We start from the raw sequence: 21,052 nt of genomic DNA, 5'->3' as shown, positions 1-21,052 counted from the left end.
ACGCCTCGCTTAATCGCGAGGCGGGGAATAGTGGTGACGACTCTAAGCACTCAACTGAAGAATGGCGTAAATCGCTTCGTAGTTGAAGTGGTAGAAAAGCCAGTTGCATCCAACGAGGATAGCGAAAAGTCCGAGATAAACTGCGACATCGCGAGCTATCTCTTTCGGGGTCACCACCCGCTGCAAGAGAACAGCGGAGCCGTTGGTCTCGGAGGATGCCCGAGAACTGGGACGGATAGTAGCGTCCGTGGAGCTGGGATTATTGGGGAGGTCCTCGCTCGGCTCCGGAAGGTCTGACTCTGACGGGAGGTACTGCCCGAAACCTGGCTTGGATGGGGAGCTATCTGATTGCTCGGAGTCTCCGGAGTTCTCCGGAGTGATCGGCACCGTCACGAATTGGGCCTGGCGCAAGGACCAGCCGGTATAAGCGCCAATCACAAGACCCACCAGGAGTCCTCCGAGGTGGGCAACCCAGGCCACATTCGGAAGGAAAAACCCGAGGATAAAATTGATGCCGATGAGAGCGGCCATCTCGCTCCACGGGAGACGTAAAACCCTTTGAATCGCGAGCACAATCCCGAAAAACCCGAAGACGGCTCCGGAGGCGCCGACCGTGAGGGTCACCCAAGCCTGAGGATTAATCAGGGAAACTAAGCACTGCGCAAGCATGGCTCCGATGGCGCAGATAACGAACGCTGCCAGAAGCCGCAAACGTCCCAAGACTGGCTCTAACGCTCGTCCGACGACCCACAGCGCCCAGCAGTTAAACGCCAAGTGGAAGGGCATTGGAATCGAGTGGAGGAAAGCCGCAGTAAGGAAGCGCCACGGCTCGAAAATTCCGATGGCGGGAACGAAAGCGAAGCGGGGAAGTAACTGGGGAAAAATCAGCTCCAAAACCCAGACAACGAGCATCACAATGCAAAGCGTTGAGGTGACATACGCTTTCGGGGGCTTGGGAGTGGGTATATGTTCGGTGTTCATTTTTGACTAGGGCGTAGCCTGCGGGGACGGGGATTAATTGGGCTTGGCTGGAGCGAAGCCAGCGGAGACGGGTCTTTCTGACTTCATCTATAACTACGCCAGAAGATCCCGTACCCCAGCGGCTCCGCTTATTCAGAAATCTCGATTGTCTCTATCATCACGTCATCAAGCGGACGATCCGAGTGGTCGGTTGCGACGGTCGCAATCGCGTCAACGACCGCCCGGGAGGCGTCATCAACAACCCGCCCGAAAATCGTGTGCTTGCCATTCAACCAGGTTGTGGGGGCAACCGTGATGAAGAATTGGGATCCGTTCGTGCCCCGGCCTCCGCGGGTGCCGGCGTTTGCCATTGCGAGCAAATACGGCTCGGTGAAGCCGAGCGCGGGGTCGATTTCATCATCAAAGACATAGCCCGGGCCGCCGGTTCCGGTTCCAATCGGGTCGCCGCCTTGAATCATGAAACCGTCGATGACCCGGTGAAAGACTGTGCCGTTGTAGAGCGGCTCGGTCGAAACTTCGCCGGTCATCGGGTGGGTCCATTGGCGCGCGCCCGTGGCGAGGTCAACAAAGTTTTTCACCGTTACCGGCGCGGACTGGGGGTAAAGTTCGAGGTGAATATCACCTGCAGATGTGTGCAAAATAGCTTCCATAACCCTTATCTTTTCATGCCCGCCCCTCTCCGCGCAACGATTGTTTTTTCCTCGCCCTCAAAATAAAAAGATTTCTTCCCGTTCACCCTGCAAGATTCACAAAAAAAGGGCAAAATAGAAATCACCGCAACCGGCTGTCAGGAAAGGAAGGCTAATGCTAGATAATTTTACAAAATGCCTCGACATGGATTGCATGAAGCGCGCCTCCGGTGATGTAGCGCAAAACGCCGCTGATGCAATGGGGCTGGCTCGCGAAGCCGTGGAAGACTTCGGGGCAAAAATGAAAGATGATTTTCTTCCTCGTGCCCAAGCGGCTCAGGATGCAGTAACCAAGGCGGTTGCTGGAGAAAAAACCCTCAAGGATAAAGTAACGAAAGCGAGTGATGGTCTCATGTCAGCCTTGAATCCCCCGAAGAAGAAGTGCCCTGTCGGCCACCCGTGGCTGTTGACCTTTGTGTTGGCTGGTGCCGCCGCAGCGGTCGGCTTCGTCCTGTGGAGCCGTACCCGTCCGGTCGAAGATCCGTGGGCCGAGGAATCTTGGGAAGACATCGACGACGACGATTTGGTTGTTGTCGCTGACGAATACAAGTAAGCGTCCAGAAAGCAAGGAGGGAGCCGCGAGGCTCCCTTTTTGTTATGCCTTACTTCCACCACATTAACATGATGAAACCGACCATGATGACGCCAAAACCGATGGCGATGTTCCAGTTTCCGATGCCGAGCATATTAATCCCGAGATTCAGCGCGAGAGCGTAGTGAACCACCATCCACAGCAGCCCCACCAGCATAATCGTCACCGCCAGCGGCGCGTACCACCGCGGCGATTGCTTCATACCTTCGCTCCAGGTGGGGTGCAATTCGCTGTTGGATTGGACTTTCTTGGTTCCGCGCTTACGCTTCTTAGATTCAGGCACCGTTTCCCCTTTATCGGTTTCTTCAAATGACTGTTCCTATCATATCTTCCTGCCGCGACACGCGGAAATTGGTAAAATCGGAGTGTTAGTTTTTCGAGTTTTACTGCGGGGGTGTTTCACAGTGCCAGAGCCTTTGCAACCGGCTCAATTTCCTTCTCGTCGCCAGCGTCGCGAATTGGCTGGTGAGGGGCAGGACGGGCGGATGATGCCGGCGCGTCAGTTGGAGCCGGAGAGTTCATCAATAAGCCAGCAGAGCTCCGCAATAGGCCAGCAGCCTAGTCGCAGGGTCTCTCAACCAGTCGGCAAGCCCTTGATGAATCCGACAGTCGCGCAGCCCGCCGACAAGCCCTTACGGACTCCCGCGCCCCGCCCCGCACCGCAAAGGCCAACTTCCTCCCAGCCTTCGGTCGCAGTTTCCCCACAACCACCTCTCCCACCGGATTCAGTTTTGAAATCCCAGAACCAGAAACGGAAAACCAAGCCTTCGATCCTCATCATGTCCGGCATCGGCCAGACGATGTTGACCCTTGGCGTCGTTCTCGCGCTGTTCGTCGTGTGGCAGCTTTACGTCACAACCTGGCAGGTTCAGGGCGCGACTGCGGCGGCGGTGGAGTCTTTCACTTCCTCAACGGCCAATGACGCGACTGAAACCACCGAGGTGCAACGCACGGATCCGCCGCCTCCCGTGACGATCCCCGCGGTCGGCCAGACTTTCGCGACTTTGCATGTTCCGAGATGGGATTCTATGGTCATTCCCGTCATGCAAGGAACCACAGAATCCATTTTGAACACGGGTTATGCCGGACACTACACCGACACCCAGGGTCCGGGAGAACTTGGGAACTTCGCCTTGGCAGCCCACCGCCGCTCTTACGGAAACTCTTTCCGCCGCGTGGAGGAACTCGTGACGGGCGACCCGCTGGTCGTGGAAACGTCCCAGGCCTGGCTCGTCTACCAGGTCACCTCAACCGAGGTTGTCTTACCAACCCAGGGGGATGTGATTTATCCGGTGCCGCACCAGCCCAAGGACACCGTCCCTAGTGAGCGGTTGATGACTCTGACGACTTGCCATCCGGAATACGGCAACACGGAGCGGTTTATTGTCTATTCGAAACTGTCCTATTGGGTGCCGCGAACCCAGGGGCGTCCGGTGGCGCTGCAAGGACTCGAGGCGATGAACGCCGCTGGCCAACAAGCGCCAGCGGAATCGGGATCGCCGACTGCGCCTCCCGCCCAGCAGCTCACCCCCGTTCCCGGCCAGCCCAATCCGGGACAAGGCAACGGCGAACTCGCTGGCTGAGGTCGCTGGGAAGTTCGGAAAATCAAGAGGAAAGGCAAGAAATGTACGCTTGGGTTTTTTCAATTCTTCCTGGCCCAAAGTGGCTGCGTGTCATCGAACTGGCGATTATCGTGTTAGCTGTGGTTGCTGCCCTCTTCCAGTGGGGCTTTCCCTGGGCGGTAGAGACCTTCAATTTGAGTGAAAACACAGTTAGTTAGGAGAAAGTCATGCGAGTGATGGTGGTTGGAGGTGCCGGATACATCGGCGCCCATGTGGTGAGATTGCTGGAAGAACGGGGAGATGAGGTTGTCGTAGTTGACGACCTTTCCTATGGTTCTAAGGATCGTATCGGTTCGGCCGAGCTCGTCCAACTCGACTGCGCGGACTCCTCCCACTATCCCGAGCTTCTGGGGGCCCTGGAGGGCGTGGACGCGGTGATTCACTTCGCAGCCCGTAAGCAGGTTGGTGAATCTGTGGAGAAACCCGCCTGGTACTATCAACAAAACATTGGCGGGCTCGCCTTGGTTTTGGAGGCGATGGCTGAAAAGGGCGTGAAGAAGATGATCTTCTCGTCCTCGGCCGCGGTTTATGGAATGCCGGACGCGGAGATTGTCCCCGAAGACATTGAGAAACATCCGATTAACCCTTATGGCGAGACGAAGCTGTTCGGGGAGCGGATGATGGCGGCTTGCGAGCGGGCGCACGGGTTGAAATGGATTGGGCTTCGCTATTTCAATGTAGCGGGGGCGGGAGCTCCCGACCTCGGGGATCCTGCGATTTTGAATCTGGTTCCGATGGTGTTTGAGCGGATTGTGGCCGGAAAGAATCCTTTGATTTTTGGAGATGACTATCCGACTCCGGACGGGACGTGTGTGCGCGACTACGTCCACGTCCAAGATCTTGCCGTGGCTCACCTCGAGGCTTTGGAATACATGAACCGCTGCGAGGAAACCGGCAAGGATATGGAATATCACGCTTTCAACGTCGGAACCTCGACCGGTAACTCTGTCAAGGAGGTCATCGACATGGTGGCCAAGGTTACGGGGATTCCCTTCACTCCCGAGGTTAGCGAGCGCCGCGCCGGAGATCCGCCGCGGTTGATTGCCGATTCCTCGCGGATTCGCGAGGTTATGGGCTTTGAGCCGAAGTACGGCCTGGAGGAAACCGTGCGCTCCGCTTGGGAGGCTTGGCAGGTCAAACCCGGTAAACGCTGATTCTTCGCGGAGTAAATTCGCTGGCTAGACGCGTCCTCATTAGAGCTCGCACCCGGATTCGGGTACAGGCTTAGTTGTGAAAGAATAATTGCTATGGAAGGCGAGATTGAGAGACGTCGGTGGATTCTTACAGGGATTGTTCAAGGCGTCGGCTTTCGCCCCCACGTGGCACGTGTGGCCTCCCACTATAGTGGCGAGTTAACGGGCTTTTGCGGCAATGATACGCTTTCCGTGTTCATCGAAGGCCAGGGTCCACGGATTGTTTTAGACGCCTTCATCAAAGAGGTAGTGGAAACTGCGCCGCCTCTGTCGTCTATCTTGACTTGCCAAGATTCTCTAGTTGACGTGGTTGACACAGAACCAGGATTTCGAATCGTGGCTTCAGAAGGCGGCAGTGGGGCTAGAACCCTCATCCCCCCTGATGTGTCTATCTGTCCGGATTGCCTAGCGGACATTCGCGACCCCCGCAACCGCCGCTTTGGCTATGCGTTCACGACCTGCACCAACTGCGGTCCTCGGATGTCGATTATTGAAGACCTGCCCTACGATCGCCCGAATACGACCATGCGGGAGTTTCCGCTGTGTGAGGTCTGCTCCCGTGAATACCGAGATCCGGATGACCGGCGGTTTCACGCCCAGCCCATTTCCTGTTTTGATTGCGGGCCGCATATTTGGATGGTAGAGACGGAGGAGATTCCGGACGGGGTTGGCGATCCCTTCAGTTCAGTAGCATTGCCAGTTGATCTGGTTGACGGAAGCCGCGGGGGAAGATCGCGCGAAAATCAAGATGCCGTACTCGACGCAGTGGCGGCGCGGATTCTGTCGGGTGAAGTCGTGGCTGTGAAAGGAATCGGTGGGTTTCATCTCCTGGTTGATGCCACGAATGAGTCCGCAGTCGCGCGCCTACGTAAGCGCAAACATCGTGATGGGAAGCCTTTGGCGCTGATGGTGAAAGACCTCGATGCGGCTCGCGAGCTAGTGGAACTTGGCGAAGAGGGAAGCCCTGCCGAGTCGCTGTTGATAAGTCCGGCTCATCCCATTGTCCTTGCCGAGCGCCGCTCTGGCCGACCAATCGCCCCTTCTGTCGCTCCGGGCCTGAACACTCTCGGGATTATGCTGGCCTATACACCCTTACACCTGTTGTTGCTGGAACGAATCGGACGTCCCGTGGTCGCAACCTCGGGCAACCTCTCCAGCGAGCCGCTTTGCTTCGATAACGCCGAGGCGCTGGCGAGGCTCGGGAAAATCGCCGACGCTTTTCTCCTCCACAACCGGACTATTGCCGTGCCCGTTGAAGATTCGGTGGTGATGGCTGCCAAAACTGCGTTTTCGAGGGTGAGGAAAAAACTCACCTCCGAAAGTGACACCCCGCAGGTTGAGGACATGACGGGGGGTTTGACGCTTCTGCCGGCCAGGCGCTCGCGCGGCTATGTTCCCGTGCCGGTGGCGCTCCCCGCTCGGGTCAATCCCGATTCTTCCGCAAGGGCAGACGGAGACAACTTGGTCATTCTCGGGGTTGGCGGGGAGCTCAAAAATACCTTCACACTGGTTCGAGGCGGGATGGCTTTCACCTCCGCACACATTGGTGACATGGGGTCTCTAGCCTCACAACAGGCTTACGAAAGAGCCATCAAACAGCTCACCAAGATTCACGATGAAAATCCGAGCGTGGTTGTCCGCGATTCACATCCGAACTACGCCACCACCGCCTGGGCGGAGCGTTACGTGGGGGCAGCGCGGGAAGAGGGTCGGGAAGTTCAACAAATTGCTCTCCAACATCATCGCGCACATGCATATTCTCTGCTGGCAGAAACCGGTGTGGAACGCGCTATCGTCATCGCCGTTGATGGCACCGGTTACGGGGACGACGGGAAAATCTGGGGTTCGGAGATTTTTCTGGTTGAGACGGAGCCGGCTGCGCCACGCCGTTTGGGTCAGACCCTTCCGGCTACATTCCCTTCGGTCATTACGCCGGAGAAGTTTGACCCGCAGGCTTCGCTTGACCGGAGTGCAGCCAGTGAGGACGGTTCCACTTTGCTCCACTCCCTTGGGTCGTTACGCAAAGACGAAACCGTCTCCGCAGGCGTAGCGGGTCAAATCCAAACCGCCCCGCGACTCGCACATCTGCCCTATTTTCCGTTGCCCGGAGGGGATTTAGCGGTGAAGGAACCGTGGCGGCAAGCCGCGGCACTCTTGACCACATTTGGTATTGAAACTACCGGCCTCCCGCTGCAAGATAGGCTCAACACCACAGTGGGGAAAGCGGTTTTGTCTCAGATTCCCCAGAGTCCCGAAACTTGCGCCTTGGGTCGTTACTTCGACGCGGCGGCAGCGATTCTTGAGATTTGCCCGATTTCGACCTACGAGGCCGCCGCGCCGGTCGCGCTGCAGACCGCCGCGGAGCACTGGCTCGCTGAAAACCCCGCCGAGAGTGTAGCTATGCTCAGAGCGCCGGCATATATGGCAGTGACTCCTGAAATTTCTGCACTTTCGGCAGTAGAGACGCGGGTTCTTCCCGTACAAAACATCGTCTCGGAGCTCACCCAGGGCATGAAACAAGGAAAAAACCCCGGTGAGCTCGCCTTCCGGTTCCACGTCCAGATAGCGAATCTCCTCGCCTCCGCCGCCATCAAAGCCGTCAATAAATACGAGTGCGCTGCCGTCGGTATCACCGGCGGCAGCGCACTCAACTCGCTTCTTACCTCGATAATTGGCCGCCAAATAGAGGAATCGGGGTTGACATGGTTGACACATCAGCGCGTTCCCGCGAATGACGGCGGGCTTTCGCTGGGTCAGGCCTATTACGGGTATCTCCTCAGCCAATAAATAGCAGGACTATGGGGTAAGGAATCCCTTAGTGTTTCCCGAATTTAGCGATGGTCACGAGCTGCAGAATCCGCCAGTTGAAGTTCGCAAAAGAAAACAACTGCAAGAATGGATTTTGGCGGCGGCGCAACGTGGCCTTGGACGGATTCGGGGCCTTGCCGATCCGTTCGTTGACCTCGGGACTCATCTCCTCAACAGTCTGAGTTTCACTCATTTTCAATCCTCTCGTTCAAAAACTCAAATCATCTAGCCGGAAAATCATTCCGGAATAATCCACCAGAACGGCTTCCACTTGGCCTTGTAAATAAACCCGACATGGAGCAGGAACTTGGTCCAGTGCCCAAACAACCCAATCTTCCCGAAACTCAGATTCGGGTGGCGGCCGGCATTCTCCGGATATTCATCAAAATTCGGGACAATCGGGAACATTACCATCGCCGCGGCGGAACCCTTCTTGAAGCCGGTGCCGGTGGAGGCCACACAAGCCGCCCCTAGAACCGCCATCGAAGCCTCGTGGAGTTTCGCATTCGGCCCCTTGTTGATGAGATCCACAATCGACATGGCGACTTCCTTGCCAATCGAACCCGAGGGCATTCCGGTTCGTGGCGGTGCCGGGGTGATGTTTGTCCCGTTCGGGGTCTTGTGGGGTTTAGAGATGCCGTGCGGGGGCGCAAAAGCGATACCGGCGGCGAAAATGTTCGGGTAGAGCGGCGACTGGTAGGTCTTCGGCCAATCCTTGTGGGACCATTCTTCCGGAGACTTCGGAGAGTAATCGCCGTCCACCTTCATGAAACCACCCGCGTTAAACATCTCGGGGATATCAGTCCCATCAGCCTTCTTGGCCTCGAGCGGAATCCCGCTAAACGGCGGGAGCAGCATCGCGAAGTCGAAAGGCAACTCGTGCATATTCCCGTCAAAGTCTTCCCAGGTTAGGTCGTTTTTACGCACCTCGCGCACGCCCGCACCGGTGATAGCCTTCACCCCGCGCTCGCGGAACAGCGACTCGGTCCACAACTGGGAATCGGTCGCGTATCCGTTGTCTTTGAACATCATGCCGTTCATCCCGAAGTCGCCGAGCTGCGCTTCGTTGGTGATGTAAACGACCTCAGCCTTGTCGCGCACGCCCGCTTGCCTCAGGTCGTATTCCGTGTTGAAGCAGTATTCGAAAGCCGCGCCCTGGCAGGTGCAAGACCCGTTACCGGTTCCGATCAGGAAGCGCTTCTTCGGGGCACCTTCCGGCATTTCCTTCATCGCTGCTACGATTTCTTGGAAAGCCTTGCCGGTCTGTTCGGCGTGGTCAGCGGTGCAAACGGAGTAAGAGTTGCCCGCGTCCGGTCCGAGACCCGGGGTGGCTTTAAAGTTCAGCAAGGGGCCAGTGGCATTGATGAGGTAGTCATAGTGAACCAAGGCGCGCCGACCTTCATTTTTTCCACCGGTGAATTCGATCTCAACCTGGGGTTTTGGATCGTCACCGCGTCCCTCTGGGTAGATAATCTTGGCAGCAGCTTGATGAAAAATCACACCCTTGCGTTTGTAGAGCGGCGCCAAGGGGAAAACGACTTCTTTCTTGTTCATTTTGCCGGTGCCGACCCAAATATTGGACGGAACCCAGTTCCAGTCTGCGCGCGGCGAAACCACTACGACCTCGTGCTTATGCCTCGACAGTTTACGGCGCAAATGCATCGCGGCAGTATGACCCGCGATACCCGCACCCAGCACAACAACTCTTGCCATCAGGAGCTCCCTTTTCTATCTTCTTTGATTATTCTTGAATCTACGGCGCTTTAAACCACGGAGTTTAAAGCCCGCTTGTTGCTTATTGTAGCTTGAAAAATTGCGTTTAATTACACTCTGCGGTTTGGATGGTGGGCTAAACTTGAGAAAGACTAAACCCTGCGAAGGAGAACCCATGACCGATTCCACCGTTTCCCCTGATTCCAAAGTGTTTACCGTGGGGCCGACCTGGCGCGCAGTCGGTCTCGAGATGACGACGGAGGCTCGCGCGGACGAGGTGCTGGCGGCTGCCTCTGATCAATGCACTCCCATCGAAGGCGACATGGAAAAGGGAGTGTTCCACTACGAGGACCGCTCCGGAGCCGTGGTGGTGTTTGACGTGGTGGAGGAAAAAATCGTCGATATCCACCAGGATTTCAATGCTTCGGACGAGGTTCCGGCGCAGTGGGTGGAGATGGCAGACAGGTTCGCTTTGGCCGATTTACAAGAGCCATCCGGCGAGACAGTCGGTCAAGCCTGCGTGGCTTTGCGCAGCGGTTTGGTGAATGAGGCCGGACGCGGAAACAACGGGAAACTCGGGCTGGCCGCTTTGGCAGGGCGAGTGGAACTCTACGATGGTCCACTGTCCTACGCCGCCAGCGAGACGGCGAAGCTTTTTGCCGAAGCTGAGGAGGGCGAGAAAGCCCCGAAAGACACCTTGCCGACGTTTATTTCCACCGGTGCAGTCTCGGTTTTACAAAAGCAAGGCGCCCATGCGGGAGCGGTTTTAGCCGCGAAGATTGAGGCCGCGGAACTGCATTCCAACACTTTGACCGGCGAGAATTTTTGGGTTTTGGAGGTCAATGCTGGCTTTCCCCTGACGGTTTGTGTGGGGGAGGGCGATGTTCCAAGTCGGCCACGAGCCGGCCAGGTTGTGGCCGGAGAATTCATGATTTTGGCGGCATCGAAGTAGGGGTGCAAAAAGATTCCCCGCACACCCAACAGAGCATCCTTATCCTTGCTGCCTTCCGGCCCTGGGGAGGTTCAAATGATGTTGCCGCACGGGGAACCGAATCTAATTTACCAATCCCCCGACCTGGAAGCGAATTGTCGCATCCGGAAGGGGCCAAAGGCCCGAAGTGGTCAAAAATCGTCGAAGACCCCGTTGGAAAAATGCGCATTTTGGAGTTTTTCACGCCAGTTGCCGACGTTGAATACGCCCAGAACCATCGCGATTAGGAAGTACAGACCCATGCCCAGGAAGCTGAGAGAAACTACCAGGAAGACTGTGGATAAACCTGTATCGTAAAGCATATTGGAGTGCTGGCCTGCAGTTCCCTCGGAAAGCCTTTTTATCGCGGAAAGAAGCGAAAATCCCATGACCAGCGAGCCGACACCGCCAAGGAGAGTGGAAATCGATCCGATAAAAAAGAAACCCACCGCCGCCTTCTTCCAATAATTTTGCCCGCGCAAATGCGGATCGTGCGTGAATTCTCCTCCGCTGAGCAAGGCGTCGTAGTCCGCGGCGATACGTTCCCGTTCCAAACTGTTCCCCCGGAAGGCTTTGAGGGATTTCGCAACGTGATAGAGCCCGACAAAGAAAAACAGCGCGCCGCCGCCAAGACCAATACCAAACCACATGTAGAGAAAGAACCTCGGCGCTAAGTCCAGAGGCGGGGAATTGCGGACAAACCACGAGGCAAATGCGATGCCGGCAATCATGGCGCCAATGCCGATGATGATGCGGGCGACCGCGCGTTGTTGCCAGGTTTTCAAGAATAGATCAAGCAAAGTGCCTCCCGATAAAGTCTCTAATATCATCATTCACCTTGCAAGAAAGAAATAGCAACTGAAAAAGGTTGAATTAACGCGGATTTAACACGCAAAGAGCGAAGTCGCCCGCATATGAATCTTGCTAATTTTCGAAAAACCCTTGCCAAGCGCTGTGTCAGTGTGTAGTATTACCTACAACGGAAACGTTTCCGTCAAGGATTTCCCAGCACTGTCGCCGGGAACTTACAACTGAGGACAACAACATGACTAAGAAAATTGTACGTATTGCGGCACTTGCGGCCGCGGCTGCGACCGCCCTGGCTCTTGCTGGCTGCCAGAGTGCGGATAATTCGGCATCTGGCGATAGCGGCAAAGGTCAGGTCTACTACCTGAGCTTCAAGCCGGAACAGGATGAAATCTGGCAGAAGGTCGCCAAGGCCTACACCGAGGAGACCGGCGTTCCCGTCAAGGTCGTCACGGCTGCTTCCGGAACCTACGAGCAAACTTTGAAGGCCGAGGTGACCAAGAAAGACGCCCCGACCCTGTTCCAAATCAACGGACCTATCGGTATGAAGTCCTGGATGGACTACACTGCCGACTTGTCAGGGACGGACTTCTACAATGCGCTGCTCGATAAGAACATGGCCGTTGGCGAAGACGGAAAAATCTACGGCGTACCCTATGTGGTTGAGGGCTATGGCATCATCTACAACAACGCCATCATGAGCAAGTACTTCGCCTTGCCGGGCGCGAAAGCCGCTTCGATGGACGAAGTGAAGAGCTTCGACAAGTTGAAGGCCGTGGTTGAGGATATGCAGGCCAAGAAGGCAGACCTTGGTATCGACGGGGTCTTTGCTTCAACCTCGTTGAAGCCCGGGGAAGATTGGCGTTGGCAAACGCACCTTGCAGACCTGCCGGTTTACTTCGAATACCAGGACAACAAGACCGACGATATGGCGAAGCTCGACTTCAAGTATGAGAAAGAATTCAAGAATATCTTCGACCTTTACCTGAATAACTCCACGATTGCCCCGACCTTGGCCAGCTCTAAAGCGGTTACGGATTCCATGAGCGAGTTCGCTTTGGGTAAGGCTGCGATGGTTCAAAACGGTAACTGGGCATACGGCCAGGTCACTGAGGAATCCGGTAACGTTGTCAAGGCGGAAGACGTCAAGATGCTCCCGATTTATACGGGTCACGAGAGCGAAGAAACCCAGGGTATCAATATCGGAACCGAGAACTTCTTCTCCATCAACTCTCAGGTTTCAGAAGCTGACCAAAAGGCCTCCATTGACTTCGTCAACTGGCTGATTAGTTCCGAGAAGGGCAAGAAGTTCATGGTCGAAGACCTCGGCTTTATTCCGCCGTTCAACACGTTCACCGAAGCGGAACAGCCTACCGATCCGCTCGCGAAGGAAGTCATTTCCTACATGTCGAATCCGGATTTGAAGACAATCCCGTGGGTCTTTACGACTTTCCCGAGCCAGACTTTCAAGGATAATTTCGGCCAGGCTTTGTCGCAGTACGCGGCCGGCCAGATGCCGTGGGACAAGGTTGTAGACCTGTTCAAGACCGAATGGGCTGCTGAGAAGACCGCCTAAACTCACGCCTTCCCCAGGGGCGTCACTCCTCGAAACCTAGAGACACAGAGAAGCGACGCCCCTGTGGCTAGGCAGTTAGACAATTTCAAATATCGGGAAGAAAATCCATGGAAAAAAGCTTAAAACAATGGGGTTTGGTTTTTACCGGTCCAACGCTATTGGCGTTCCTAATTGCGTTCCTTGCTCCGTTTGCTATCGGTATCTATCTTTCTTTTACAAAGTTTACGACCATAACAAACGCGACTTTTGTTGGAATCGAAAACTATCAAAAAGCCTTTGAAGAACGTCAGGGATTTCTCCAGGCTCTCGGCTTCACTGTACTCGTAACAATAATCGCCATAGTGACAGTCAATGTTTTCGCTTTCGCAATCGCCTACCTTTTGACTCGAAAACTCAGGGGTACGAACTTTTTTAGAACCGTATTCTTTATGCCTAATCTTATTGGCGGGATTGTTCTGGGCTACACCTGGCAAACGATTATCAATGCCATTTTGCGGAACTTTGATACAACCCTGGTTTCGGATCCGAAATACGGTCTCTTTGGGTTGATCCTTTTGCTGAACTGGCAACAAGTGGGCTACATGATGGTGATTTATATTGCGGGTCTGCAGTCTGTTCCTCCTGAGCTTATTGAAGCGGCAGAAATAGATGGGGCGGGCAAGTGGCAGGTCATGCGAAATGTGACTATTCCCATGGTGATGCCTTCTATCACTATCTGTACTTTCCTAACTTTGAGTAACTCATTCAAACTCTTTGACCAAAACTTGGCACTCACCAATGGGGCGCCATTGAACCAAACCGAGATGGTGGCCTTGAATATTGTCAATACTTTCTTTGGTCGCATCGGATTCGAAGGGGTTGGACAAGCGAAAGCCGTGATGTTCTTCCTCTTAGTAACCATCATCGCCTACATTCAACTCAGAGCTACTCGTTCTCGGGAGGTCGAATCATGAGTGAACCATCCATTTCTACTATTGCCGAACCGGTCGTTGACTCAGAAAAAGCGACCCGAGGGTCGGCGGCGACAACTCCCGAACCAAGCCAGGGAAACCATAATCGTGCGGCAAAAATTTTGATTTACGCTGTGTTGATTATCCTGACCGGTGTTTTCATTGGACCGTTGCTGTTCATTTTGATGAACTCTTTCAAGAACCGACTCTATATCTCTGATAGTCCTTTCGCTCTACCGACCGGAGAGTTGTTTGCGGGACTGACAAACTATGTGGAAGGCCTGGTGGTTACCGGATTTTTCTCCGCTTTCGGATGGTCCGCATTCATCACGGTCTTTTCGGTCATCATCATCACTTTCTTTGCCTCCATGACGGCCTATTACATCACTCGCGTCAAGGGCTGGTGGACGAACCTCATCTATCTAGTATTGGTGTTTTCGATGGTCGTGCCGTTCCAGATGGTGATGTTCCCGACCGTGAAAATTGCCGACACGCTCCACCTGGCCAATCCGGTCGGGATGCTGGTTCTCTATCTCGGTTTCGGGGCGGGACTTTCCGTTTTCATTTTTTCCGGATTCGTGAAAAGTATTCCCAAAGACGTGGAAGAAGCCGCGATGATTGACGGTTGTGGGCCGCTCAAAAACTATTTCCTGGTGGTTTATCCGATGCTGAAACCGGTGCGAATCACGGTCGCGATTCTGATGGCGATGTGGGTCTGGAACGACTATCTCCTGCCTTATCTCGTCATCGGGCTTTCGACGGAATACAAGACGATTCCGGTCGTGGTCCAGCAACTCGTCGGCTCTCACGGTTCCAACGACATGGGAGCCATGATGGCCATGCTGGTTTTGGCGATTATCCCGATTGTTGTGTTCTACCTGTTCTCTCAGAAATACATCATCGAGGGCGTGGTTGCCGGGGCGGTAAAGGGTTAAAGTGACTGTCGTGAACGAGACCTCGCGCCGACGTGCCGGCATCCTCCTCCCCGTGTTTTCACTTCCGGGGAGTCGCGGAATCGGCACGCTCGGCGCGGCCGCGCGGCAGTTTATCGACTTACTTGCAGATCACGACCAGCAAATCTGGCAGATTCTCCCGCTGTGTCCCCCGGGATACGGCGGATCGCCCTATTCGAGCTACTCGACTCACGCCGGCAACACCTTGTTCATTGACCTTGACCAACTTCTCAAAGCGGGGTGGCTGACCCCCGAGGAACTGGAATCGCTTGACTGGGGGGCGGACCCGAGGAAGGTTGACTATGCCGCACTCGAAGCGTCCTCGCAGGCAGCGCTACGTAAGGCCTTTGCGCGCTGCCCCAATTTCCAGACTGATCCGGACTATCTGAGTTTCGCCAAGCGCAGTTTCTGGCTCGAGGACTATGCCATGTTTCGAGCCATCAAGCAGTCTCAGGGTGGAAAATCTTGGATTGATTGGCCCGAGCCCTTGCGGAATCGGAATCCGGAGGCGCTGCATCAAATCGGCAACGAACTCGCCGCCGAAATCGCGTTTTATCGTTTTGGGCAGTGGATTTTTGACCGGCAGTGGGACGATCTTCACGCCTACGCCCAAAAGCGAGGGGTGAAAATTCTCGGGGACATCCCAATCTATGTTTCCTTGGATTCGGTGGATACCTGGGTCAATCCCGCGCTGTTCCAGCTCGGGAAGGATAAGCGGCCGCTGTTTATTGCCGGGGTTCCTCCGGATGGGTTTTCTGCTGCCGGACAAGTTTGGGGCAATCCGCTCTACAACTGGCCGAAGCACCGCGACACGAGTTTTGAATGGTGGACACGGCGCGTAGAGGTGCAGCTCAAACGCGTCGATATGTTGAGAATCGACCATTTTCGGGGATTGGAATCTTATTTCGCGATTCCCTCTGAGGCCGATTCCGCAGCGGAGGGCCACTGGGAGCAGGGGCCCGGAATCGAGTTCTTCCGAGTTCTGTCAGAGCGTCTGGGTGGGTTGCCGTTTGTGTTGGAAGATTTGGGTTATCTCACAGATGAGGTGCGCCGTTTGCGAGAAGATACCGGATTACCAGGGCTACAGTTGATCCAATTCGCTTTTGATTCGCGCGAGCCTGCCAACTACTGGCCTTTCGAGATGCCCCGGAATTCGGTGGTCTACACCGGCACCCACGACAACGACACGCTCCGCGGCTGGTTTGCTTCGCTGTCTGAAAAAGACCAGGAGTTAGCGCGCACTTACACCGCGTCACAGTCCGTACCAGAAGCCGATTTACCAGAGGTTTTTGTGACCTTAGCGCTGACAAGCGTGGCCGATACTTGTATTATTCCAATGGCTGATTATTTAGGTTTGGATAGTTCCGGGCGGATTAATACTCCCGCAAAAGCCGACGGTAATTGGTCTTGGAGAATGACAGCCGCAGACCTCACAGCAGCCCCGTGGGAGGCAATCGGTGAGCTGACGCGAATTTCGGGACGCGGTGCGGTGACTCCTTAAGCTCGCCTGGGGGAAAGATGAAACGTAAACAACGCGCCACCATCAAGGACGTGGCCTGTGCCGCCGGTGTCGGTATTGTCACGGTTTCCCGCGCGTTGAACGGTAAAGTGGGGGTTTCTGAGGCCACGCGGGAGCGGATTCAACAAATTGCTACGGAACTTGACTACGAGCCCAATCGTCATGCCCAGTTTTTGAAACTAACCGCCAGCAGATCCATCGCTGTCTTCGTAAAAGGTCTCGACAACCAGCTTTTTTCCCCGATTCTAAATATTTTGGAACACGAGATTCGCGAGCGCGACTACCTGCTCAACGTCGTGGCAGTTCCGCACTGGGCCGATGAATTCGCCCAGGCGGTCAAAATCGTGGAAGAAGATTCGATTTCCGGAGTGGTTTTCCTCGGAGGGCGCTTTCAACACAATGCTTCGTATTTCGACAAGCTGAAGGTTCCGCTCGTGTTGTCCACTATGAGCGGAGCCAATCAGGCGCTGAAAGACCGCTATTCTTCCGTGGCGGTTGATGATTACGGGGAGTCGCGGCGAATCGTGGAGTATCTTCTGAGTCTAGGCCACCGTCGCATCGCGATTATCGGTTCTGGGATGGAGGATTTTTCGGTGGGGCGGCTGCGTCTCGAAGGCTACCTTGATGCCATGGAAAATGCGGGAATAACGCCGCTTCCCTCGTGGCAGCGATCCTTTGACGCCCGCGCCGACACGCCCTACAACTTTTCGACCGGCTACCACATTACCCTGGATTTACTAAAAGAAGCCCCCGAAGTGACTGCGATTTTTTCAGTCGCTGACGTGATGGCCATCGGGGCTCTGCGAGCTGCTTCCGAGATGGGAAGGCGCGTTCCCGAGGATTTGTCGATTTTTGGTTTTGACGGGATTCCGGTGGGGAGATACCTGGTTCCCAAACTTTCGACTCTGGAACAACCAGTGGAAGAGATCGCCCGTCTGACCTGCGAGCTTTTGTTCGACAGTATCGAAGGGAAGGCACCACGTCACGTGACCGTTCCCGGAATCCCGCATTGCGACGCAACCGTGGGGCCGGTGGCTGAGGTTTTGTGATGTTTTCTCCGGATTCCAAGCTTTACCAGGCCTTGACGTCTCTTTCTACTTTGGTGTTGGCGAATTTGGCGTTTGTGGGTCTCCTTCTTCCCGCCATCAGCGGCGGGGTGGGGACGCTGCTTCTCTTCACCGTCGCCGCGGACCACTTTCGCGAGGGGACAGTGAGCTGGTCGAAAGTTTGGCGGACGTGCCGCAGGGGCTGGGGGCTCGCCACGGCCTGGTGGATTTTCGATTTGCTTTTCGGCCTCGCGTTGGTTTGGGAATGGACGTTCATGAGTCAATTCGCGGAGGGATTCCGGATCTTTGTCGGCGCGTGGCTGATTTTGGCAATGTTTTTGGTGGGAATGATTAATGTGTGGCTTTGGCCGCAGTTGGTGAGGCGCGCGGAGGCGGGGCCGGTGGGATTGCAACCCGAGGAGACGGGGCCGGTGGGGACGGAATCGGCGGCATTGGTGAATCCGGAAGTGGCGAGAGAGAGCTTTTTCGCAATGTTCATCCGTTCGATTCGCCTAGGTTTCAGACATCTGGCCCGAACGGCTCTCGCTCTGGGGGTGCTGGCCGCGCCGGTGCTGGCGGCGATATTCATCAAGGGCCTGTTTTGGACGGTAGTGGGATGGATGCTTCTCTTGGGCTGTGCTTTTGGAACCTATGTTGTGATTCTGCTGGTGGGGAGGCCCTTGGGATTTGTTCCTGCGCTTGACGGCGAAGCAAAATTTTCGGATTGAGGGTTCGCGATAGAGTGGAACCATGATGACTGCGTTGTACCGTCGCTACCGCCCCGACACTTTTGAAGAGGTCATTGGTCAAGAGCATGTGACCAAGGCGCTCCAGGCCTCCTTGGCTAACGGGCGGATTAACCATGCCTACCTGTTTTCCGGACCGCGAGGCTGTGGGAAGACCACCTCGGCGCGAATTCTGGCGCGCTGCCTGAACTGCGCGGAAGGGCCGACGCCGACGCCGTGCGGGAAGTGCGATTCCTGTCGCGATCTCGCGACGGGTGGGCCGGGGTCGCTGGACGTGGTCGAGATCGACTCCGCCTCCCACAACGGGGTGGACGATGCTCGTGAACTGCGGGAACGCGCGACTTTTGCTCCGGCGCGGGATCGATTCAAAATTTTCATCCTCGACGAGGCTCACATGGTTACCCCGCAAGGGTTTAACGCGCTTTTGAAACTCGTGGAGGAACCTCCGCCTCACATCAAATTCATTTTTGCAACCACTGACCCGGACAAGGTCATCGGGACGATTCGCTCCCGGACACATCACTATCCGTTCCGTCTCGTCGCGCCCGAGGTTTTGCGGGAATATTTGGCGGATTTGTGTGAGAAAGAGGGGGTGCAAGTTGAGGACGGGGTTCTCGGACTGGCGGTTCGCGCCGGCGGAGGCTCGGTGCGGGATTCGCTGTCGATTTTGGATCAATTGATGGCCGGCGAGACGGAGCCGGTCTTGCACTATGAGCGAGCCGTGGCTTTGCTCGGATACACGGATTCCGGCTTGTTGTCTGGGTTGGTTGATGGGCTGATTGCCGGCTCCGGTGCGGAGGCTTATGGGGTTGTGGACCGGATGATTCAAACGGGTCATGAGCCTCGGCGTTTTGTGGAAGATTTGTTGCAATATCTGCGGAACCTGGTGATTATGCGGCTTGCGGGAGCCGGGGCGGATACGGTTTTGGGCGATGTGCCGGCCGCGGAGCTCGAGAAGATGCGGGTCCAGGTCGCGGCGCGACCGGCGCGAACCTGGACGCGGGCCGCGGAGCTCATTGATGGGGGCCTAAGCGAAATGGGCGGGGCCACTTCTCCGCGCCTTTCCCTGGAACTCCTCGTGGCGAAGCTGCTCTTGGAGTTTGGCGGCGCCTCGGAAAAGAGCGGAACCGTCCCCACGCCGGAGCTTTCTGACCCGCCGGCTTCGCCAAAGCAGTCTGACCCGCCGGCTTCGCCAAAGCAGTCTGACCCTCCGGCTTCGCCTGAACCTACGGAGAAGGAAGCTGCCTGGAAGTTCGAGCCAACCCCCTGGGGTATCCCCGGCGAATCCGAAAGCGTAGCCCGCGCCGTCTCTGAAACGGAGCAAAGCGGAACTGCCCCCACGCCTGCGGAGTCGACTGAACCGGCTGCGCCGGGGGGTCAGACCCTTCCGGCTCCGCCTGAGCGTAGCCACGGGGTCGGACCTCTTTGGCCTAGTGAGCAAAGCGAACGGAACCAAAAGGGTCTGACCCCTAGTGGCGCAGCGGAGGAAGCGGTTAATTCAGCTTCGCCGGTACCCGCTGGAGACGATTATGAAACCATTCGCTCGCGGTGGGGAGAAATCATGGAAACTCTGCAGGCGAGCCATTCCGCGACCGCAAGCCTGCTTTCCGAACATGGCCAGTTACAAGGAATGCGCGGCGCTACGGTTGAGATCGCTTTCCAGAATCAGGGAATGCTTCGGGCCTTCGGGGAACGCCACACTTCCGCACTGGCTGCCGTGATTGCCGAGGTAACTGGGATAAACGCTTCGGTTCAAGGTGTTATCGCCGGTTTTGGCGCGCCGAGTGCGGAGCGTAGCCACGGGGTCGGACCTCTGGGCGCGCGGGCGGCAACGAACGAAGTGAGTGAGAGTCACCGCGATGACGGCGAAGGCGTTAAAAAACGCGGCAGCGTTTTATCCCAAGCGCCTCAAACAGCGTTTGCGCCGTCCCAAAGCGAACGGAGCCAAAAGGGTCTGACCCCTGGTGGCGCAGCGGAGGAAGAATCGCCAGCACCTTGGGGGATTCAGGGGGAATCTGAACCGGCTTCGCCGTTGGGTCAGACCCTTCCGGCTGCACTCCCTTCGGTCGTTACGCCGGAGAGGTCTGACCCGCCGGCTGCGCCAAAGCATTCTGACCCGCCGGCTGCGCCAAAGCATTCTGACCCGCCGGCTCCGCCGGAGCCAGGGATCCCTGTTGTCGATGACACCCCCGGAATCGACGTGGCCCAGGCCGTTTTGGGCGGGACCATTATTGACCCGAACCAGAGCCCTTCGGGACACGGATTTGGAGCTAACCGATGAGCCAAATCTTTACTGAGGCGCTCCAAAACCTTATCGATGCGCTGGGAAAAATGCCCGGGGTAGGGCCTAAGTCTGCCCAGCGCATCGCGTTTTGGGTCCTGCAAACTGAAGAGGAAAACATCAAAGCCTTGGCTCAAGCTCTCCAAACCGCCAAAGAAACCGTGCATTTTTGTGAAATTTGTGGAAACATCACGGAAAATCCGGTCTGTGCGATTTGCTCCGACCCGCGCCGCGACCAATCCCTAATCTGCGTGGTGGAAGAGGCCAAAGACATTCCCGCCCTGGAGAGAACCCGCTCCTACCGCGGGCTTTACCACGTCCTCGGAGGAGCCATCGATCCCATCAACGGCATTGGTCCCGACCAGCTCCGCATCAAAGGCCTCATGGAACGCCTGCAGAACTCCGAAATCAAGGAAGTAATCATCGCGACCGACCCGAATATCGAAGGCGAAGCCACCGCGGCCTATCTCTCGCGCCTCCTCGCGACCCTAGAAATCCCCGCTTCTCGTCTCGCGAGCGGGCTACCGGTCGGCGGCGACCTCGAGTATGCCGATGAAATCACCCTCGGACGCGCCCTGGAAGGAAGACGCTTTCTCGACTAGAAAC

19 protein-coding genes and 1 other RNA gene are annotated in these 21,052 nt (G+C 56.1%); 13 read left to right on the top strand and 7 right to left on the bottom strand.

The window, feature by feature from the left end:
- Positions 1–42: 42 nt before the first annotated feature.
- Positions 43–912, bottom strand: coding sequence for a rhomboid family intramembrane serine protease (locus FYJ63_RS02240; protein ID WP_229769889.1), 870 nt, complete (start codon positions 910–912; stop codon positions 43–45).
- A gap of 197 nt (positions 913–1,109) precedes the next feature.
- Positions 1,110–1,631, bottom strand: coding sequence for a peptidylprolyl isomerase (locus tag FYJ63_RS02235; RefSeq protein WP_154543385.1), 522 nt, complete (start codon positions 1,629–1,631; stop codon positions 1,110–1,112).
- 154 nt (positions 1,632–1,785) lie between these two features.
- On the opposite strand from FYJ63_RS02235, the gene FYJ63_RS02230 reads away from it, so the two are divergent.
- Positions 1,786–2,223 (top strand): acyltransferase, encoded by a 438-nt coding sequence (locus tag FYJ63_RS02230; protein ID WP_154543383.1) that lies wholly within the window; start codon positions 1,786–1,788, stop codon positions 2,221–2,223.
- Between the two features lie 49 nt (positions 2,224–2,272).
- Here the strand turns inward: FYJ63_RS02230 and FYJ63_RS02225 are convergent, their stop codons facing one another.
- Entirely contained in the window at positions 2,273–2,545 is a 273-nt protein-coding gene (locus FYJ63_RS02225) for a cell division protein CrgA (protein ID WP_287848323.1), read from the bottom strand.
- Between the two features lie 121 nt (positions 2,546–2,666).
- On the opposite strand from FYJ63_RS02225, the gene FYJ63_RS02220 reads away from it, so the two are divergent.
- From FYJ63_RS02220 to FYJ63_RS02210, 3 genes are all read left to right on the top strand, one after another.
- On the top strand, positions 2,667–3,845 hold the full coding sequence (locus FYJ63_RS02220; protein ID WP_338106787.1) for a class E sortase: 1,179 nt from the start codon (positions 2,667–2,669) through the stop codon (positions 3,843–3,845).
- Between the two features lie 206 nt (positions 3,846–4,051).
- Positions 4,052–5,038: a UDP-glucose 4-epimerase GalE gene (galE, locus tag FYJ63_RS02215; protein ID WP_154543381.1), complete on the top strand. Its 987-nt coding sequence runs from the start codon at positions 4,052–4,054 to the stop codon at positions 5,036–5,038.
- 93 nt (positions 5,039–5,131) lie between these two features.
- The gene (locus FYJ63_RS02210) at positions 5,132–7,864 is read left to right on the top strand and encodes a carbamoyltransferase HypF (RefSeq protein ID WP_154543379.1); all 2,733 of its coding nucleotides are present in this window, start codon (positions 5,132–5,134) and stop codon (positions 7,862–7,864) included.
- A gap of 28 nt (positions 7,865–7,892) precedes the next feature.
- On the opposite strand, the gene FYJ63_RS02205 is transcribed toward FYJ63_RS02210, so the two are convergent.
- Together FYJ63_RS02205 and FYJ63_RS02200 are read right to left on the bottom strand one after the other, a co-directional pair.
- Positions 7,893–8,078 (bottom strand): hypothetical protein, encoded by a 186-nt coding sequence (locus tag FYJ63_RS02205; protein WP_154543377.1) that lies wholly within the window; start codon positions 8,076–8,078, stop codon positions 7,893–7,895.
- Between the two features lie 44 nt (positions 8,079–8,122).
- On the bottom strand, positions 8,123–9,598 hold the full coding sequence (locus tag FYJ63_RS02200) for an NAD(P)/FAD-dependent oxidoreductase (RefSeq protein ID WP_154543375.1): 1,476 nt from the start codon (positions 9,596–9,598) through the stop codon (positions 8,123–8,125).
- A gap of 175 nt (positions 9,599–9,773) precedes the next feature.
- Here FYJ63_RS02200 and FYJ63_RS02195 point away from each other — a divergent pair, with 175 nt between their 5' ends.
- Positions 9,774–10,550, top strand: a complete 777-nt coding sequence (locus FYJ63_RS02195; RefSeq protein WP_154543373.1) for a hypothetical protein — start codon at positions 9,774–9,776, stop codon at positions 10,548–10,550.
- A 5-nt stretch (positions 10,551–10,555) separates the two neighbouring features.
- Here the strand turns inward: FYJ63_RS02195 and ffs are convergent.
- Positions 10,556–10,651, bottom strand: an RNA gene (gene ffs / locus FYJ63_RS02190) — signal recognition particle sRNA small type.
- Between the two features lie 69 nt (positions 10,652–10,720).
- Positions 10,721–11,398: a hypothetical protein gene (locus FYJ63_RS02185; protein ID WP_195839310.1), complete on the bottom strand. Its 678-nt coding sequence runs from the start codon at positions 11,396–11,398 to the stop codon at positions 10,721–10,723.
- A 215-nt stretch (positions 11,399–11,613) separates the two neighbouring features.
- Here FYJ63_RS02185 and FYJ63_RS02180 point away from each other — a divergent pair, with 215 nt between their 5' ends.
- From FYJ63_RS02180 to recR, 8 genes are all read left to right on the top strand, one after another.
- Positions 11,614–12,951, top strand: coding sequence for an ABC transporter substrate-binding protein (locus tag FYJ63_RS02180; protein ID WP_154543369.1), 1,338 nt, complete (start codon positions 11,614–11,616; stop codon positions 12,949–12,951).
- A 107-nt stretch (positions 12,952–13,058) separates the two neighbouring features.
- Positions 13,059–13,904 (top strand): carbohydrate ABC transporter permease, encoded by an 846-nt coding sequence (locus FYJ63_RS02175; protein ID WP_154543367.1) that lies wholly within the window; start codon positions 13,059–13,061, stop codon positions 13,902–13,904.
- Positions 13,901–14,836 carry a carbohydrate ABC transporter permease gene (locus FYJ63_RS02170; RefSeq protein WP_154543365.1) on the top strand — a complete coding sequence of 312 codons (936 nt, stop codon included), beginning with the start codon at positions 13,901–13,903 and terminating at the stop codon, positions 14,834–14,836. Before FYJ63_RS02175 ends, FYJ63_RS02170 begins: the two co-directional genes overlap by 4 nt.
- A gap of 1 nt (position 14,837) precedes the next feature.
- Positions 14,838–16,355, top strand: coding sequence for a 4-alpha-glucanotransferase (malQ, locus tag FYJ63_RS02165; RefSeq protein ID WP_277026616.1), 1,518 nt, complete (start codon positions 14,838–14,840; stop codon positions 16,353–16,355).
- Between the two features lie 17 nt (positions 16,356–16,372).
- Positions 16,373–17,422: a LacI family DNA-binding transcriptional regulator gene (locus FYJ63_RS02160; protein ID WP_154543363.1), complete on the top strand. Its 1,050-nt coding sequence runs from the start codon at positions 16,373–16,375 to the stop codon at positions 17,420–17,422.
- Positions 17,422–18,147, top strand: coding sequence for a hypothetical protein (locus FYJ63_RS02155; RefSeq protein ID WP_154543361.1), 726 nt, complete (start codon positions 17,422–17,424; stop codon positions 18,145–18,147). Before FYJ63_RS02160 ends, FYJ63_RS02155 begins: the two co-directional genes overlap by 1 nt.
- Positions 18,148–18,169: 22 nt before the next feature.
- Positions 18,170–20,446 (top strand): DNA polymerase III subunit gamma and tau, encoded by a 2,277-nt coding sequence (locus tag FYJ63_RS02150; RefSeq protein WP_154543359.1) that lies wholly within the window; start codon positions 18,170–18,172, stop codon positions 20,444–20,446.
- Positions 20,443–21,048: a recombination mediator RecR gene (recR, locus tag FYJ63_RS02145; protein ID WP_154543357.1), complete on the top strand. Its 606-nt coding sequence runs from the start codon at positions 20,443–20,445 to the stop codon at positions 21,046–21,048. Before FYJ63_RS02150 ends, recR begins: the two co-directional genes overlap by 4 nt.
- Positions 21,049–21,052: the final 4 nt, after the last annotated feature.

Source organism: Mobiluncus porci, from assembly GCF_009695935.1.
GTDB lineage: Bacteria > Actinomycetota > Actinomycetes > Actinomycetales > Actinomycetaceae > Mobiluncus > Mobiluncus porci.
The sequence above is the reverse complement of the archived record's forward strand: the minus strand, read 5'-3'. Positions and strand labels throughout refer to the sequence as shown.

Excerpts from the sequence above, each read along its gene's own strand:
- FYJ63_RS02240 (WP_229769889.1), bottom strand. The coding sequence starts at position 912 with ATGCTCGTTGTCTGGGTTTTGGAGCTGATTTTTCCCCAGTTACTTCCC.
- FYJ63_RS02235 (WP_154543385.1), bottom strand. The coding sequence starts at position 1,631 with ATGGAAGCTATTTTGCACACATCTGCAGGTGATATTCACCTCGAACTT.
- FYJ63_RS02230 (WP_154543383.1), top strand. The coding sequence starts at position 1,786 with ATGCTAGATAATTTTACAAAATGCCTCGACATGGATTGCATGAAGCGC.
- galE (WP_154543381.1), top strand. The coding sequence starts at position 4,052 with ATGCGAGTGATGGTGGTTGGAGGTGCCGGATACATCGGCGCCCATGTG.
- FYJ63_RS02210 (WP_154543379.1), top strand. The coding sequence starts at position 5,132 with ATGGAAGGCGAGATTGAGAGACGTCGGTGGATTCTTACAGGGATTGTT.
- FYJ63_RS02205 (WP_154543377.1), bottom strand. The coding sequence starts at position 8,078 with ATGAGTGAAACTCAGACTGTTGAGGAGATGAGTCCCGAGGTCAACGAA.
- FYJ63_RS02200 (WP_154543375.1), bottom strand. The coding sequence starts at position 9,598 with ATGGCAAGAGTTGTTGTGCTGGGTGCGGGTATCGCGGGTCATACTGCC.
- FYJ63_RS02195 (WP_154543373.1), top strand. The coding sequence starts at position 9,774 with ATGACCGATTCCACCGTTTCCCCTGATTCCAAAGTGTTTACCGTGGGG.
- FYJ63_RS02185 (WP_195839310.1), bottom strand. The coding sequence starts at position 11,398 with ATGATATTAGAGACTTTATCGGGAGGCACTTTGCTTGATCTATTCTTG.
- FYJ63_RS02180 (WP_154543369.1), top strand. The coding sequence starts at position 11,614 with ATGACTAAGAAAATTGTACGTATTGCGGCACTTGCGGCCGCGGCTGCG.
- FYJ63_RS02175 (WP_154543367.1), top strand. The coding sequence starts at position 13,059 with ATGGAAAAAAGCTTAAAACAATGGGGTTTGGTTTTTACCGGTCCAACG.
- FYJ63_RS02170 (WP_154543365.1), top strand. The coding sequence starts at position 13,901 with ATGAGTGAACCATCCATTTCTACTATTGCCGAACCGGTCGTTGACTCA.
- FYJ63_RS02160 (WP_154543363.1), top strand. The coding sequence starts at position 16,373 with ATGAAACGTAAACAACGCGCCACCATCAAGGACGTGGCCTGTGCCGCC.
- FYJ63_RS02155 (WP_154543361.1), top strand. The coding sequence starts at position 17,422 with ATGTTTTCTCCGGATTCCAAGCTTTACCAGGCCTTGACGTCTCTTTCT.
- FYJ63_RS02150 (WP_154543359.1), top strand. The coding sequence starts at position 18,170 with ATGATGACTGCGTTGTACCGTCGCTACCGCCCCGACACTTTTGAAGAG.
- recR (WP_154543357.1), top strand. The coding sequence starts at position 20,443 with ATGAGCCAAATCTTTACTGAGGCGCTCCAAAACCTTATCGATGCGCTG.